This is a genomic window from Larkinella humicola (assembly GCF_008727875.1).
GTDB classification, from domain to species: domain Bacteria; phylum Bacteroidota; class Bacteroidia; order Cytophagales; family Spirosomataceae; genus Larkinella; species Larkinella humicola.
This window is the reverse complement of record NZ_VTWS01000001.1, coordinates 1,175,806-1,191,074: the sequence shown is the minus strand read 5'-3', so window position 1 is coordinate 1,191,074 and position 15,269 is coordinate 1,175,806. Positions and strand designations below refer to the sequence as shown.

12 protein-coding genes are annotated in these 15,269 nt (G+C 52.9%); 9 read left to right on the top strand and 3 right to left on the bottom strand.

Annotated features, from left to right (window positions below; genetic code table 11):
- Positions 1-135: 135 nt before the first annotated feature.
- The 4 genes from F0P93_RS05110 to F0P93_RS05095 all read left to right on the top strand — a co-directional run bounded on the left by F0P93_RS05110 (position 136) and on the right by F0P93_RS05095 (position 5,054).
- Positions 136-1,362, top strand: coding sequence for a DUF819 family protein (locus F0P93_RS05110; RefSeq protein WP_150875195.1), 1,227 nt, complete (start codon positions 136-138; stop codon positions 1,360-1,362).
- 167 nt (positions 1,363-1,529) lie between these two features.
- The gene (gene lepA, locus F0P93_RS05105; protein WP_114404676.1) at positions 1,530-3,317 is read left to right on the top strand and encodes a translation elongation factor 4; all 1,788 of its coding nucleotides are present in this window, start codon (positions 1,530-1,532) and stop codon (positions 3,315-3,317) included.
- 132 nt (positions 3,318-3,449) lie between these two features.
- A complete protein-coding gene (locus tag F0P93_RS05100) occupies positions 3,450-4,163 on the top strand; it encodes an OmpA family protein (protein ID WP_225309376.1) in 714 nt (237 codons plus the stop codon).
- Positions 4,164-4,283: 120 nt separating this feature from the next.
- Positions 4,284-5,054 (top strand): oxygenase MpaB family protein, encoded by a 771-nt coding sequence (locus tag F0P93_RS05095; protein WP_150875193.1) that lies wholly within the window; start codon positions 4,284-4,286, stop codon positions 5,052-5,054.
- Here F0P93_RS05095 and F0P93_RS05090 read toward each other — a convergent pair whose 3' ends face one another.
- Positions 5,055-5,546: a DUF1579 domain-containing protein gene (locus F0P93_RS05090; RefSeq protein WP_150875192.1), complete on the bottom strand. Its 492-nt coding sequence runs from the start codon at positions 5,544-5,546 to the stop codon at positions 5,055-5,057.
- A 101-nt stretch (positions 5,547-5,647) separates the two neighbouring features.
- The gene (locus tag F0P93_RS05085) at positions 5,648-7,384 is read right to left on the bottom strand and encodes an FAD-dependent oxidoreductase (RefSeq protein ID WP_150875191.1); all 1,737 of its coding nucleotides are present in this window, start codon (positions 7,382-7,384) and stop codon (positions 5,648-5,650) included.
- A 164-nt stretch (positions 7,385-7,548) separates the two neighbouring features.
- Here F0P93_RS05085 and F0P93_RS05080 point away from each other — a divergent pair, with 164 nt between their 5' ends.
- The 4 genes from F0P93_RS05080 to F0P93_RS05065 all read left to right on the top strand — a co-directional run bounded on the left by F0P93_RS05080 (position 7,549) and on the right by F0P93_RS05065 (position 11,905).
- Positions 7,549-9,222, top strand: coding sequence for a pyruvate dehydrogenase complex dihydrolipoamide acetyltransferase (locus F0P93_RS05080; protein ID WP_150875190.1), 1,674 nt, complete (start codon positions 7,549-7,551; stop codon positions 9,220-9,222).
- A gap of 101 nt (positions 9,223-9,323) precedes the next feature.
- Positions 9,324-9,863, top strand: a complete 540-nt coding sequence (gene hslV / locus F0P93_RS05075; RefSeq protein ID WP_114404681.1) for an ATP-dependent protease subunit HslV — start codon at positions 9,324-9,326, stop codon at positions 9,861-9,863.
- 142 nt (positions 9,864-10,005) lie between these two features.
- Positions 10,006-11,496 carry a sensor histidine kinase gene (locus F0P93_RS05070; protein WP_191908727.1) on the top strand — a complete coding sequence of 497 codons (1,491 nt, stop codon included), beginning with the start codon at positions 10,006-10,008 and terminating at the stop codon, positions 11,494-11,496.
- Entirely contained in the window at positions 11,489-11,905 is a 417-nt protein-coding gene (locus F0P93_RS05065; protein ID WP_310587982.1) for a response regulator, read from the top strand. Before F0P93_RS05070 ends, F0P93_RS05065 begins: the two co-directional genes overlap by 8 nt.
- 9 nt (positions 11,906-11,914) lie before the next feature.
- Here F0P93_RS05065 and dacB read toward each other — a convergent pair whose 3' ends face one another.
- Positions 11,915-13,447 carry a D-alanyl-D-alanine carboxypeptidase/D-alanyl-D-alanine endopeptidase gene (gene dacB, locus F0P93_RS05060; protein ID WP_150875188.1) on the bottom strand — a complete coding sequence of 511 codons (1,533 nt, stop codon included), beginning with the start codon at positions 13,445-13,447 and terminating at the stop codon, positions 11,915-11,917.
- Between the two features lie 252 nt (positions 13,448-13,699).
- On the opposite strand from dacB, the gene F0P93_RS05055 reads away from it, so the two are divergent.
- Entirely contained in the window at positions 13,700-15,145 is a 1,446-nt protein-coding gene (locus tag F0P93_RS05055) for an MBL fold metallo-hydrolase RNA specificity domain-containing protein (RefSeq protein ID WP_150875187.1), read from the top strand.
- Positions 15,146-15,269: the final 124 nt, after the last annotated feature.

Here is a 15,269-nt window from a genome sequence, read left to right as displayed (position 1 = left end):
CCGCAACATAATTAAGGCTTCGGCAGCTCAATTTGGTTTCTGTAGCTGCATTCCGATTGGTTTTTAGTTTGTTGATGAAGTGTAATCTTAACACGCCGGCTCAGGTTGAGGCCGGCGTTGTTTGTTATAGCTCAGATGTCAGACCCTATTACCCTCGGCGCCCTTTTCCTGATTTTAGCAGCGGTTCTGACCACCGCCGACAGTGCGCGTCCGTTCTGGCAGAAGTTCTACCACTACGTTCCCGCTACGCTTCTTTGTTACTTTATTCCTTCTTTATTAAACACCTTTGGCCTGGTCGATGCCGACAACACCGAATTATACCCCGTGGTGTCGCGCATCCTGCTACCGGCTTCTCTGGTTCTGTTCACACTGAGTGTCGATTTTAAAGCTTTTCGGCGGCTGGGTCGCAAATCCATTCTGATGTTTGCGGCTTCGGCCATCAGCATCATGCTCGGCGGTCCGCTGGCGGTTGGGGTTATCGCCCAGGTTGCGCCGGAATTGGTGGGTGGACAGGGGCCGGAGGCTGTCTGGCGCGGACTGGCCACGCTGGCCGGTACCTGGATTGGTGGCGGAGCCAATCAAACCGCTTTGAAAGAAGTGTTTCAGCCAAGCAGCAATCTGTTTTCCGCCATTGTTACCGTTGATGTATTTGTATCCAATCTCTGGTTGGGGGCGTTGCTGTACGGCGCAGCCCATTCCGTTGCCATCGATCGCTGGCTGGGTGCCGACGCCAGCGCCGTAGAGGAAGTGAAGCAACGGATTCAGAGTCAGGTCAATGCCATTCGGAGAATTCCCACCGCCACCGATCTGATCGTGATTTTGGCGGTCGGTTTTGGCGCTACGGCAGTCGCTCACGCGCTGGCCGACCAGATTGCGCCCTATATTGACCGGAATTCCCCACTCTTGAGTCAATTCAGCCTGAATGCGCCGTTTTTCTGGATTGTCGGTCTGGCCACGGCCATCGGCATTGGGCTTTCTTTCACCAAAGCCCGGAATCTGGAAGGCGCGGGTGCGTCAAAAGTGGCCACGGTTTTTCTGTACCTGATGATCGCTACCATTGGCCTGAAAATGAACATTCTGGCCATTGCCGATCACCCCGGTTTGATTCTGGTTGGTGTGGTCTGGATGCTTTTTCATGTGCTGCTGATGATCGGTTTCAGTCGGTTGATCCGTGCTCCGTATTTCTTTCTGGCGGTAGGCAGTCAGGCCTGCATTGGTGGCCCGGCCACGGCCCCCATCATTGCGGCCGCTTTCCACCCGGTTCTGGCGCCGGTGGGGGTGTTGATGGCGATTTTAGGCTATGCCGTTGGAACCTACATGGGCTATCTTTGCGGGATCCTGATGCAATTGGCATCACCCTAACCCTGCCAGCGCCGGGCTGTCGATACAGTCAAAGACCCTGACAGGGTCAAGTACCAGTCAACATTCATCACCCTGTCAGGGTCTGCGACCGCTGACAGGGTGACGAGAATCTGCGGTTTTTTAAGTATTTTTGCATTTACACCGAGACAGACAACCGTTTTCACAGCGTGAAGCACATTCGTAATTTTTGCATTATTGCCCACATCGACCACGGCAAAAGCACGCTGGCCGACCGATTACTCGAGTTTACAAAAACCATTGGAGAGCGCGACATGCAGGCCCAGTTTCTGGACGACATGGATCTGGAGCGCGAGCGTGGGATTACCATCAAGAGCCACGCCATCCAGATGGATTACCTCTATAAAGGTGAAAAATACACGCTGAACCTGATCGATACGCCGGGTCACGTGGATTTTTCCTACGAAGTTTCCCGGTCCATTGCCGCCTGTGAAGGCGCTTTGTTGCTGGTGGATGCCGCGCAGGGAACTGAAGCCCAAACCATTTCGAATCTCTACCTGGCGATGAATAACAACTTGGTTATCATTCCGGTACTGAATAAAATTGACCTGCCCGGTGCCATGCCGGAGGAGGTAAAAGACGAAATGGTGGATCTGATTGGCTGTGAACGCGAAGACATCATCCCGGCCAGTGGCAAGGAAGGCATCGGAATTGAAGCCATACTGAATGCCATCGTCGAGCGCGTACCACCACCGAGTGGAGACCCCGAAGGTGAACTCCAGGCCCTGATTTTTGACTCCCAGTTCAACTCCTACCGGGGCATCGAAGTTATTTTCCGGGTTAAAAATGGCCGCATTCGCAAGGGTGATAAGGTCAAGTTTATGGCCACCGGGAAAGAATATTTTGCCGACGAAATCGGAACGCTGAAATTGAGTCAGGTACCCAAAGAGGTCATCGAGTGTGGCGACGTAGGGTATCTGATTTCGGGGATTAAAGTGGCCAAAGAGGTAAAAGTAGGGGATACCATCACCCGTTTCGCTGCCCCGGCAGCCGCGCCTATCCAAGGCTTTGAAGAAGTCAAGCCGATGGTTTTTGCCGGTATTTATCCCGTCGATACCAGTGAGTATGAAGAACTTCGCGAAGCGATGGAAAAACTCCAGCTCAACGATGCGTCGCTGGTTTGGGAACCGGAAACCTCGGCAGCCCTCGGTTTTGGATTCCGTTGTGGTTTTCTGGGTATGCTGCACATGGAAATTGTGCAGGAGCGTCTGGAGCGCGAATTCGATATGACCGTGATTACCACCGTGCCGTCCGTGCGGTTTGAAGTGATTACGACAAAAGGAGAAACGCTTCAGGTCAGCGCCCCGGCCGAAATGCCCGATCCAAGCAGCATCGACTGGATTGAAGAACCGTTTATCAAAGCACAAATCATTACCAAAGCGGAATACGTTGGCGCGATTATTGGTTTGTGTATGGACAAACGCAGTCTGTTCAAAAATCAGGTGTATCTGACCGCCGACCGCGTCGAACTCCAGTTTGAAATGCCACTGGCGGAAGTGGTTTTTGACTTTTTTGATAAGCTAAAGACCATTTCACGCGGCTACGCTTCGCTTGATTATGAGTTCCTGGGCAACCGGGAGTCGACGATGGTGAAGCTCGACATCATGCTGAATGGCGAAGGGGTCGATGCGCTTTCGGCCATCGTTCACCGCGACAAAGCGTATGAATGGGGCAAGAAACTTTGCGAAAAATTGCGGGAATTACTGCCCCGTCAGCAGTTCGAAATTGCGATTCAGGCGGCTATCGGCCAGAAAATCATTGCCCGCGAAACCGTAAAAGCCCTGCGGAAAGACGTTTTGGCGAAATGTTACGGGGGTGACATCAGCCGGAAACGGAAGCTGTTGGAAAAACAGAAAAAAGGAAAGAAACGGATGCGCCAGGTCGGAAACGTCGAAATTCCGCAGGAAGCGTTTATGGCGGTTTTGAAAATAAATTAACCGGTTTACGGTTTTCCGTTTACGGTGGCTGACACAAGCCTATCTCTCTCTCGTCAGCCACCGTAAACGGAAAACCGTAAACCAATTTGCAAAATCACGATGCGTTGTTGTACAATACTTGTTTGGCTAATCATGGTTTCGGTTTCGGTTAGCCGGGCACAATCCGGGGCCAAACTGATGAAGAGCCATACGACGGACTTCGTGATCAAAGCGTTTGACGAACAGACGAAAGTTGAGGTTCCGGCTGCTTACCAGGTGCAGGCGGTTCTTTCGAAGAAGAAATTCAGTGGACGAAGCCAACCGGGTCGGGCGTTTGCTTTTACGCTGGGGCGGAGTGATACGGTGGTGATTAATACAACCGCAAAAGGGTATTATGCGATGGAGGAAGTGCTGTTTGTGCCTTGTGACACCTGCGCGAATTATGAACACCTCGCGTTGATGGAGAAAATCGTAACGGGAAAAACCGGCAAACCCGACAGCGTTTTCCGGGATTTAAAAGTCAACGACAAAATCCGGCTCGACAACGTCTATTTCGACCAGAGCAGTTACATCCTGCGGAAGGAATCGTATCCGCAATTGGACATGCTGCTGAATACGCTGAAAAGTTACCCGAAACTGGTCATCGAAATTGCGGGACATACCGACAACGTGGGCGACCGCCGACTGAACCAGTCTCTTTCCGAAAACCGGGCGCGGGTTATCACCAACTACCTCATTCAGCGGGGAATTCCCGAAAACCGCCTTCAATACCAGGGCTACGGTGACAACCGCCCGGCCGCTCCCAATGACAATGAAGCCAATAAGAAGCTAAACCGGCGGGTTGAATTTACGGTTTTGAAATTATAAGCTTTGCCACCGCAGTCAGGGTCTGCGACCACAACGGTGGCCCGGCGCTGACAGGGTGAGGCATTTTTTTAGAAAAAATACGTTATCAGGGTAGAAACCAACTGACTGCTGACTGTACTGATGCGCTACTTTGTTCGTGAAGATTCGATTGTTCGAAAAATCTGGGGAGATGCCGATGTAATCCTGCTCATTTTTGCGGGTGGAGCTGCTGAATTTGCCCTCAACCGGGCGGTCGACTGGCTGTTTTATACCGGAAAACTGCCCGCTGATCCGATTGGCCGGTTATTTTCAACGGTTAAATATGCCCAGGAAATTGTGTTCATGCCGAATGAAAGAGCTGTGGCGGCCATCAACCGGATGCGGGCGATTCACGGGGGCGTCGAAAAAAGCCGGGGCTACCAAATTCCGGACTGGGCCTACCGCGACGTCCTGTATATGCTGATCGACTATTCCGAACGGGCTTTTCAACTCCTGCACCGCCCGCTGACCAACCCGGAACGCGAGGAACTGTTCGATACCTTTCTCCGCGTGGGCGAGGGCATGGGCGTTCCGGAAATTCCACAAAATTATGCCGACTGGCAACTTGACCGGCAGCTTCATCTGGACCGGGATCTGGCGCATAGCCCGTTTACGGATAAACTTTTTGAACGGTATCGGGAGGAGTTGGGCAACTGGCGGTACGGCCTGTTGTTGCAGGCACAATCGTTGCTGGTTCCCAAACCGGTTCATGAACGACTCCCCTTACCGGATCGGCCGGTCCTGGCTTCGATGCTGTGGCTTTACAAGGTTCTGGAACGACTGCAGTTGCGGTCGGTCACCCAACGGATTTTGCTGCCCCCGGCCTATCTGAAGCAGGTGCGGGAGCTGGATCGGGAAAAGGTGCCGGTGTAATTACTTTTTTCGAAAATACATCGTTTCCGTCGCTTTGGCTTCTTCGCCCTCCGGAGAGATGTTATACGCGGTGATCACGATTTGATCGGGATTGATCCCTTCAATTTCGGTTCGCCAGCCCCATTGCTGCCCTTCGGCACCGTAGCCCCCCAAAACGTTGACAGTTGAACCGGTTTTTTCGGCCTGGGAGAACATGATTGCCGTTCCCATGTGGAAGCTATCGACCCAGGCGCTCTGAAATTTCCCGCTGCCAAGGTCATATCCGTATATCGCAATGCCTTCGAACGGTTCGCCACTCAAACTGCCCTGGTATTCGTGGAGTATAAACCGTCCGTCCAGAACCGGTCGAATGGTGCCCTGCATGGATGACTCGTCCGCCAGTTGATCGGCTTCAAACCAGGTTTTGGTCATGCCTTCCCATTCGCCGGTTAATAAACCAAGCTGGTGATGAACACCGGTTTCTTTCGACGTTTCGAATTTTTCCTTACTCATGATTTTGAAGGGTTTATGGTTTTCGGTTTTCAGTTTACGGTGGCTGACGCAAGAAGACGAATCCGTCATCCACCGTAAACTGAAAACCGAAAACCGTCAAATTATTTCGGCCAGTCTGTCTCGATCCCCTGACTTCTCACCTGCTTCTGAAACTCTTCCAGCAGCGGTTTTTGCGCCCGGACCGCGCGGGGAATCACGTTTTTACGGTGCGAGAAAGCAACCAGTTGGCCGACAGCTTCGCCAATGCTCCATTCCACCGGATGCAGCCGGTAGCAACCGTTGGTGATGTGCGTCGTCCCGATGTTTTTATTGGCCGGTAGCAGGTTTTCCATCCGTTGGGGAAGTAGGGCACCCAAGGGAATTTGAAACGGCAGCGAACCAAAATCGATGTAATTGTTGCCCCGGCTACTGGGGTGTAAATCGATGTGGTAATAGCCGGTGCCTACGCTGTCGTAAAATTCTGCCGCCGTGTTGCCGGTTTTTTGTCCGGTAATCAACGCCCGGTTGGCCGCGCCGACGTGTTCTTCCAACACGGTGAAAACCGCTTTGATCCGGCGCGATTCCCGGACGTACGGATATTTCGCCATGCCGTCTTCCGTGCCCATGATGTCGGGACGAAGCCGCAAACCGGGCCATCCCTGACCACCGTCGGGCCGGGGCGCTTCGGTCTGGAGCCAGTAGAAAAGCGAAAGGCTAAGCTGCTTGCCACCATCAACGTGCTTTTTGAATTCCTTCTCGCTGACGCCCACCAGATTACCCAGAAAATAATCGTTCTGCGGCCAGTTGACCACCGTGATATCACTGAGATAAGTACCCGATTTGAAATTGTTTTTGTTGATCAGCCGACGGTAATTCCACAGATTCAGCGCCGAGCCGGTTGCAATGCCTTCCGGGTGAAAACCCAGCTTTTTCGGTTCCAGCGTCGAGGGGTTCGAGTAGGAGAGGTCCAGCAATTTGCCCGACCAGGCGGGCGTTAGTTTCGGAACCAGCTTCTGCCAGAAAGCGTAGTCTTTGGGTTTTTCGATCCGATGTTCCGTTTTCTTTTGATTGATCTCGGGAACATAATCCATCGCAAAACAAACCGTAAAGGACTGCTGGTTATTCGGGTCGGCTTTTTCGGGCGCATGTAATTCGCCGGTTTCTTTTTTCGACTCCGTACCGGTAACAAATTCGGTGCCGGTCAGCGGCAGCAAATCACCCAGTTCCGTGGCGTCGACGAAATACGGAGCCGTCAGCACCACTTCTTTTCCGCTGCGGTAACTAAGCGCTTTCAAGGCCCGAACCCGGTCGCCGGACGTGTCAGCCCCCGTGATTTTGTGTTCCAGCAACACGATCAACTGCTGGGAGCTCTGGTAGGGTGCCAGCATGTCCTGCAAAACCGCCACGGCCACCCGGGGTTCGTGACACAGCCGCGAAACTGCTCCATCGCCCGGGTTGAGGTGTTTGCGGTTTCTGGCTTCGTCGGTCAGCGGGTAATTCCGGATGTAATAGTCACGAACGGCGGTGCGGAAGGTCCGGTAAAGCTGCGTGGCCCCGTGGGTTTCGATCCACTGATGCTCATCGGGTGGCACGCCCTGCTGCGAAATCTGGCCGCCAATCCAATCGGTTTCTTCCGTCAGAATAACCCGTAAATGGTTTCGAAGAGCTGCCAAAGCGGCCGCACAGCCGCCTAATCCGCCACCGGCTACAACTACATCGGCCGAAAATTCGTTACTACGTTTAGCCGGTGCAGACCAGCCTGCTGGCGTCTGGACCGGAGTTGAAGGGGAAAAAGAAGATGAAGTGGCAGCCGCAAGACCGCCAACGGCAACCGTTTCAATGAAATTCCTGCGATTCATAGGGAGGATAACCGGAAAAGTCGGGATGAACCATTATTTGGCGGCAATTTGCAAATCAAAGTGGATAAGTGGAAACTTCGCCTTAGATTAACCAACTTTCCCCGCTTTCTTCTAATTTTGAACACTCGAAGCAGAACTACTGATATACTTGCACAAAACCGCATATGGCAGAATTAATCCGAATGCCCAAGATGAGCGACACCATGACCGAAGGTGTCATCGCTGAATGGCATAAGAAAGTAGGCGACACCGTCAAGTCGGGCGACGTGCTGGCCGAGGTCGAAACCGATAAGGCGACGATGGATCTGGAGGCTTACGACGAAGGGACGTTGTTATACATTGGCGTTGAAAAAGGCCAGTCCGTACCAATCGATGGCATTCTGGCCGTGGTAGGAAAAGCCGGTGAAGATTTCAAGGGCTTGCTGGATGGTAATGGCTCCTCGAACGGTTCTGCGGAACCGAAGCCTGAAGCTCCCGCCGAAAAACCCGCACCCGCGCCCGCTTCCAACGGAACGCAACAACCGGCTGCCAAAGCCCCGGCACCTGCGGCTCCGGCCGCCAACATCAATGCATCGATCATCCGGATGCCGAAGATGAGCGATACGATGACCGAAGGGACCATTGTGGCCTGGCATAAAAAAGAAGGTGATACCGTGAAATCGGGCGATGTGCTGGCCGAAGTCGAAACCGACAAGGCAACGATGGATCTGGAAGCCTACGAGGAAGGAACCCTGTTGTACATTGGTGCGAAGGAAGGAACGGCAGTGGCCGTCGATGATGTAATTGCGGTCGTTGGCGAAAAAGGTGCCGATTTTCAGGCCCTGCTGCAAGGTGGTGGACAACCCGCTGCGGCTGCTCCGGAACCGGAAGCTCCCAAAGCCGAAACCCAACCGGCGGCTGCTCCTGCCGAAGCATTGACCGGCAACGGACACGATAGCCGGGTACTGGCTTCTCCGCTGGCCAAGACCATTGCCAAAGAAAAAGGCGTTGATCTGGCACAGGTGCAGGGTTCTGGTCCCGACGGACGCATTGTCAAACGCGACGTTGAAACCTTCCAGCCTGCCGCTCAACCGGCATCGGCACCGCCAGCTCCGGCCCCAGCCGCCAAACCGGCTGCTCCCGCTCCCGTTGCGCAAACTGCCCCAGCCGCTCAGGAAGGCGGTTACGAAGACATTCCGTTGAGCCAAATGCGGAAAACCATTGCCCGCCGGTTGTCGGAAAGCCTGTTTTCCGCTCCGCATTTCTACCTGACCATGGAAATCAACATGGACAAGGCGATGGATCTGCGCGGCAAAGTCAACGAGGTGAGCGCGGTGAAAGTGTCGTTCAACGATTTTGTGTTGAAAGCTGCAGCCCTGGCGCTGAAAAAACACCCGGCGGTGAACTCCTCGTGGTTAGGCGACAAAATCCGGCGGTATTCGTACGTCAACATTGGCGTTGCAGTGGCCGTCGATGAAGGGTTGCTGGTACCGGTGATTCGCAACGCGGATCAGAAAACGCTGTCGACCATTGCCGCTGAGGTGAAAGACCTGGCCGGCAAGGCAAAAGATAAGAAACTCCAGCCGAAAGACTGGGAAGGCAGCACATTCTCGATTTCCAACCTGGGAATGTTCGGCATCGACGAATTTACGGCCATCATCAACCCGCCCGATTCCTGTATTCTGGCGATTGGCTCGATCAAACAAACCGTCAAATTTGAAGGAGAAGTGGCCAAGCCCACCAATGTCATGAAAGTGACCCTGTCGTGTGACCACCGTTCTGTCGATGGCGCAACGGGCGCGTCGTTCCTTCAGACGTTCAAAGGCCTGCTGGAAAATCCGTTCGGGATGCTGGTGTAAAATGGGTTTATGGTTTACAGTTTACGGTTTATGGTTTAGGCATCCTTTCCCGACTAGACTCCATAAACTGTAAACCATAAGCCATAAACTGAAAAAATCGAATGCAAAAAATACACGCTACAACCGTCATTGGCATTCTGCACAATGGCGAGATTGCGCTCGGAGCCGACGGCCAGGCCACGATGGGCAATACCATTGCCAAAAGTAACGTTCGAAAAGTACGCAGCCTGATGAACGGCAAGGTGCTGGCCGGTTTTGCCGGCTCCACCGCCGATGCCTTTACGTTGATCGAACGATTTGAAGAAAAACTCAATGCCTACGGTGGCAACCTGAAACGGGCGGCCATCGAACTGGCCAAGGACTGGCGAACCGACCGGTATTTGCGGAAATTGGAAGCCATGCTGATCGTGGCATCCAAAGACGACCTGCTGGTTATTTCCGGAACCGGCGATGTGCTGGAACCGGATAACCAGATTGCCGCCATTGGCTCCGGCAGCATGTATGCCCAGTCGGCCGCCATCGCCTTGAAAAAGCACGCATCCCAATTGACGGCGGAAGAAATGGTTCGGGAAAGCCTGCACATTGCGGCTGATATTTGCATTTACACCAACCACAATCTGGTGGTTGAAACGATTCGGTAACTACCTGGTTTAGGTTTACGGGGTATGGTTTACGGTTTACGGTTGGCTGACGCACTCAAAAAAGGCTTGCGTCCACCAGCCGCAGACCGTAACTCGTAGACCGTAAACTGAAAACCGTAAACCGTTAACAGACTAACTGTTTATGAAAGGTTTACGCGCTGTTCTGCCCAAAGCCGTGAGGAAACGAATTACCTTCGGTTTCGGTACGGCCTTGCTGCTGATTGCATTGGGGTTCGGTCTCACCTTGTACAGTTACAACCAGTACCGGAAAGCCAGCGACCGGATTGAACACAGCCAGCAGGTTACCAACCGGCTGGGGCGAATACTGTCGCTCATTACGGACGTCGAAACCGGTGAGAGAGGGTATCTGGCTTCTTCCGGGGATGGAATTTACCTCGAAGCATTTGAAGAGGCTGTGCCTCAGTTTACGCCGGAACTAAACGAAATTCGCATACTCGTCGCAGACAATCCGCAGCAACTCCGGAATGTCGATTCATTATCGATCCGAATCAACACCAAAATAGCCACGGCGTATCAGCAGGTCGATGCCGTTAAAAAAAGATTGCCGATTTCCATTGCGCGGACGTATATGCTATTGGGCAAATCCCGCATGGATCGGGTTCGTCAGTTGCTGAAAACCATGAATGAAATCGAGCAGGCCCGGTTTGAAACCTACTCTGAAGCCGCCGAAAATTCATTTCGCAACACGCTGATTATTATTTTTACGTTATCGCTTCTAACGTTCGTAACCCTCATTGTATCGTATAACCTGCTTGAAAATGAGCTGAATACCCGGCAGAAAACGGAAGATCAACTGCGGGCTTACGAGGATGAGCTGCAGGATAAAATTCAGTTGCTGGAAATCTCGAACGAAGAACTGGAACGGTTTGCCTTTGTGGCTTCACACGATATGCAGGAACCGTTGCGGAAAATTCAGTCGTTTGGCTATTTGCTGCGTGACCGGCACGAAGATGGGTTGACGCCGGACGGGGTGATGTATCTGAACAAGATTCTGCAATCGGCGGAGCGGATGTCGAAAATGATCAAGGACCTGCTCAATTTCTCCCGGATCTCCAGCAAAAAAGAACCGTTTCGGACGGTGCGGCTGGCCGATGTAGTGCAGGGTGTTCTGTCGGATCAGGAACTGAAAATAAAAGCTGCGGAGGCCACCTTTCACATCGATAAACTGGCGGTGATCGAAGCCGTGCAGAGTCAGATGGACCACCTTTTTTCGAACCTGATTTCGAATGCGCTGAAGTTTACGCAACCTGATAAACCGCCGGTCATTACGATCCAGGGAACCGAAGTGGATGGTGAACTATACCCCGAACTGATCCCCGGCAAAAAATATTATCAAATCACGGTTGCCGACAATGGAATCGGGTTTAACGAAAAATACATCGATCATATTTTTAAAATTTTCCAGCGCCTGCACGGAAAAAGCACCTACGAAGGAACCGGAATCGGGCTGGCCATTTGCAAGCGCATCGTTACCAATCACAAGGGCCTGATTACAGCCCGAAGCCAGCCCGGTGTGGGCACGACCTTTATTATTCTATTACCCGAAAAGCAGACGCAGTCTATTCATGACAATGCAACAACCCACGAAACCAGTACATATCCTGTTGGCTGATGACGACGAAGACGACCGTTTTTTAACGCAGGAAGCCTTTCGCCAGCAGTTTCCGGTGACCGAAATGACTATTGTGGAAGATGGGGAAGAGCTGATGGAATTTTTGCGTCGGTCGGGCCGGTATGCGTTGTCAAATCATTCGTTGCCGGAGTTGATTTTGCTGGATTTGAACATGCCGCGGAAAGATGGCCGCGAGGCTTTGCAGGAAATCAAATCGGACCGTGAACTCCGGCATATTCCTGTTGTGATTCTGACCACTTCCGACGCTGGTGTCGACATCGACAATTCCTACCTGTGGGGGGCCAACAGCTTCATTACCAAGCCGTCTTCTTTTAAAACGCTGATGGACATTACGCAGACGATCGGTGACTACTGGTTCACTGTTGTCAAAGTGAGCGGACGGAATTAAAAAAAGGGGTTATTCATTGACTTTCAGGGTGGTCAACTGGGCCATGATCTGCTCCAGGTACCCCATGACGCCCTTCAGAGAACCGGGATTGTATTTGTTCACCAGAATGGTAAAACTCAGGAGTTCACCGTCGGCGGAGGTGGCATACCCGGCATAGGCCCGTACTCCCTCGATCGTTCCGCTCTTGGCCCGTACGTTCCCGACGGCCGACGTGCCGCGTGCCAGGCTTTTGACCGTTCCCGATTCGCCCACCACCGGAATGCTGTCGTAGAACGGAAGAAAACTTTTTTCCTTCGACATGGCTGCCAGAATCCCGGAAAGGTTAGCCGCCGTAAGTGCCCCAACCGGCGACAACCCGCTGCCGTCTTTGGGTCGAAAACCGCTCAGGTCGACGCCCTTGCTCTGCCAGAACCGGGTCAGTTGCTGAACCGCCTGTTCCGTGTTTACGGGGGTTTTCGCCAGCGCGTTGCCCGCCAGAATCAGCAGCGATTCCGCGTACAGATTGATGCTCTGGTGGTTGGTGAGTCGGGCAATTTCGGAGAGCGGTACCGACGTATGGAGGTGCAAGGGGTGGCGCTTGGCTACGGGGGTGATCGGTGGCGTTCCGGCTGCGACCGGCGCTCCAATTCGGCCGGGGCCGATGGATTGAGGCAGGCTATTGACGAAAATACCGGCTCGGGTCAACTGATCATGCAGGGAGAAAGCCGTAAAAAAAGCCGGATCGGGCAGGGAGCCTTTCACGCCAAACTCGTTGACCCCCGTCGGCACAGTACCCTCCAGAAAAACCTGGGATGAAGGCGGAGCGTTGTAGATAATCACTTCGTCGCCCGAGCCTGCGGGGCCGGTCCGAACGTTGTTCTGAAGCTGGAGAAAAGGGGTAGCGGGTTCCGTACGCAGAAGTCCGGCGGGTTGTCCCACGGTTTTGGCGGGTTTAAAAACCGCCCGGTACAAGTTCTCGTTGAAGTTCAGACCGGAGAGGCCAGCCCCATAGTAGTTACCGATGTCGCCCCACACCCAGGTGTTGGGTACGGGAAGCGACTGAATAACCGTGGCGTCGCCAATGACTGAACCCCGGATTTGTTTGATGCCAGCCCCTTGCACCATTTCCCGCCAGGTACGGAGAAGGGTGGGGGCATCCGCAAATTCGGCGAAGCGGTTGCTGCCCAGCGTTGGGTCGCCGGAACCCCGGATGTAGAGATTTCCGGTCAGAATGCTATCCCGAATTGTGCCGTCATTTTCCAAAACCGTCCGAAACGTGTAATTGTCGCCGAGAACGGCCAGTGCCGTTGCCGTTGTAACCAGTTTCAGTGTGGAGGCTGAAGGAAGACTAAGATGGGCGTTTACATCGAGCAATGCCACACCATCGCGGACGCGTCGCACCGAAACGGCGGCTGTTCCATTGCGGACAAACGAACTGGTTTGCAGTTGATTGACGGTTGTTTGCAACCGTTGTAATGCCAGCGAATCCGATGTCGGATGGGCCTGACAAAACGAAATGATACCAAAAAAATAACCTGAAAGTAACGTAAGATACCGGGGCATGGAAGTAAGAGTAGGAATCGAACGATCGGTTGTCGGAATGAATTGGAAAAAAAAGACCGGTTTCCATCCCTGTCATCCGTTCAGTCGGTGTGCCGGTTAGGGATAGTTTATGAAAGCGGATTTCAGTAATATTGCAAAAATAGCCAGAATTTATAGCCCTTTTCTGTTGTTCTACCGAAATAAAACTAGTTGTAGCTTCCTTTGAAACTGCACGATCGTGAGAATCAGTAGCAAAGGCATTAATCGAATCGAATGAAGTTAACATTTTGGGGGGCGGCTCGACAGGTAACCGGTAGCATGTTCCTCCTGGAGACAGAGGATCAGTACCGAATATTGATTGATTGCGGGGCTGACATGGATAAAAAAGCCGCCTTGAACGGCAACAGCCCGGAGGATGATGAATCTCCGAAATCGGCGGCTGGTTTTTTTCCGTTTGAAGCTTCCTCGATCAACGTCGTTCTGCTGACCCACGCCCACATCGACCACAGCGGTAATCTTCCCAATTTGTACCGGGAAGGGTACGAAGGCCAGATTTTGTGTACAGATCCTACGTATTCATTGACCAACCTCCTGCTCCAGGACGCAGCCTCGCTCAACCACCGGCGGCTCAACGAAATGGGGAAAAGCAAAAAACAGAAGGTCCGGAAAAAAATGGCGAGCCTGCAGAAGGATTTATTTCTGGAAAAGCAGGTTCGGGAATCCATGGACAACGTGGTTCCGATTCAGTATAACCGGAAGTTTCGGCTCGGCGACAGCGTTGATGTGACGTTTGTTCCGGCTGGACACTTGCTCGGAGCGGCTCATATTGTCATCAACGTTTACGAAAACGGCGAGAAAAAAAGCATTTGCTTTTCGGGCGATATCGGTCGTAAAAACTACCCCCTGCTGGGCGATCCGGAGCCGATTCCGCAGGTCGATTACCTGATTTGCGAGTCGACCTACGGCAACCGGCTGCACCTCAACACCGAAACCCCGGAAGCCATGTTGGCCGATGTCATCCAGCGGACCTGCATCGACATTCCGGGCCGGCTGATCATCCCGTCGTTTTCGGTGGGCCGGACGCAGGCGCTGCTCTATACGCTCAACCGCCTGTATACCGAGCAGGGTTTTCCGCCCATTAAAGTCTTTTCCGACAGTCCGTTGGCGCTGGAAAGCACGAAAGTGTACCAGAAAAACCTGCGGCTGCTGAACAAGGAAGCGAAGGACTACCAGGAAGAAAATGCCTCGTTGTTCGATTTTGTCAATTTCGAATACTTGGAAAGCTCGAAAGCCAGTCGCGAAGTCTCGAACTACAACCAGCCCTGCATCATCATTTCGTCGTCGGGCATGGTTCAGGGCGGGCGCGTGGAACAACACGTAGCGGCTAACATCAGCAATCCGTATTGCACCATCCTGATCATTGGGTATTGTGCCGAAGGAACCCTCGGCTGGCGGTTGCTGAACGGACAACCGACTATTTCGATCAAGGACAAGGAGGAGCCGGTTTTGGCGAAAGTCGAACGGACCGACGTGTTCAGTGGTCACGGCGACCGTGACGATCTGGTGCGGTTTGTCAAACACCAGTCGCCCGAAAAGCTGAAAAAAGTATTTCTGGTTCACGGCGAATTCACCAGCATGTCGGCTTTTCAGCAGACCCTGGCGGACGAAGGATATTCCAATGTGGAGATTCCAACGAAAGGCCAGACCTATGAGTTATAACCGCGGAAGGTTGCTGAACCGGATTTTCCGCTAACTTTGCCAATCGAAAAAGTTGCCCCGTCCGTTTCCGGTTTGCTTCGAATCACGTGCAACCGGATGACGACACCTTAAATGGGCAGCAGAC

Excerpts from the sequence above, each read along its gene's own strand:
- F0P93_RS05110 (WP_150875195.1), top strand. The coding sequence starts at position 136 with ATGTCAGACCCTATTACCCTCGGCGCCCTTTTCCTGATTTTAGCAGCG.
- F0P93_RS05100 (WP_225309376.1), top strand. The coding sequence starts at position 3,450 with ATGGTTTCGGTTTCGGTTAGCCGGGCACAATCCGGGGCCAAACTGATG.
- F0P93_RS05095 (WP_150875193.1), top strand. The coding sequence starts at position 4,284 with ATGCGCTACTTTGTTCGTGAAGATTCGATTGTTCGAAAAATCTGGGGA.
- F0P93_RS05090 (WP_150875192.1), bottom strand. The coding sequence starts at position 5,546 with ATGAGTAAGGAAAAATTCGAAACGTCGAAAGAAACCGGTGTTCATCAC.
- F0P93_RS05085 (WP_150875191.1), bottom strand. The coding sequence starts at position 7,384 with ATGAATCGCAGGAATTTCATTGAAACGGTTGCCGTTGGCGGTCTTGCG.
- F0P93_RS05080 (WP_150875190.1), top strand. The coding sequence starts at position 7,549 with ATGGCAGAATTAATCCGAATGCCCAAGATGAGCGACACCATGACCGAA.
- hslV (WP_114404681.1), top strand. The coding sequence starts at position 9,324 with ATGCAAAAAATACACGCTACAACCGTCATTGGCATTCTGCACAATGGC.
- F0P93_RS05070 (WP_191908727.1), top strand. The coding sequence starts at position 10,006 with ATGAAAGGTTTACGCGCTGTTCTGCCCAAAGCCGTGAGGAAACGAATT.
- dacB (WP_150875188.1), bottom strand. The coding sequence starts at position 13,447 with ATGCCCCGGTATCTTACGTTACTTTCAGGTTATTTTTTTGGTATCATT.
- F0P93_RS05055 (WP_150875187.1), top strand. The coding sequence starts at position 13,700 with ATGAAGTTAACATTTTGGGGGGCGGCTCGACAGGTAACCGGTAGCATG.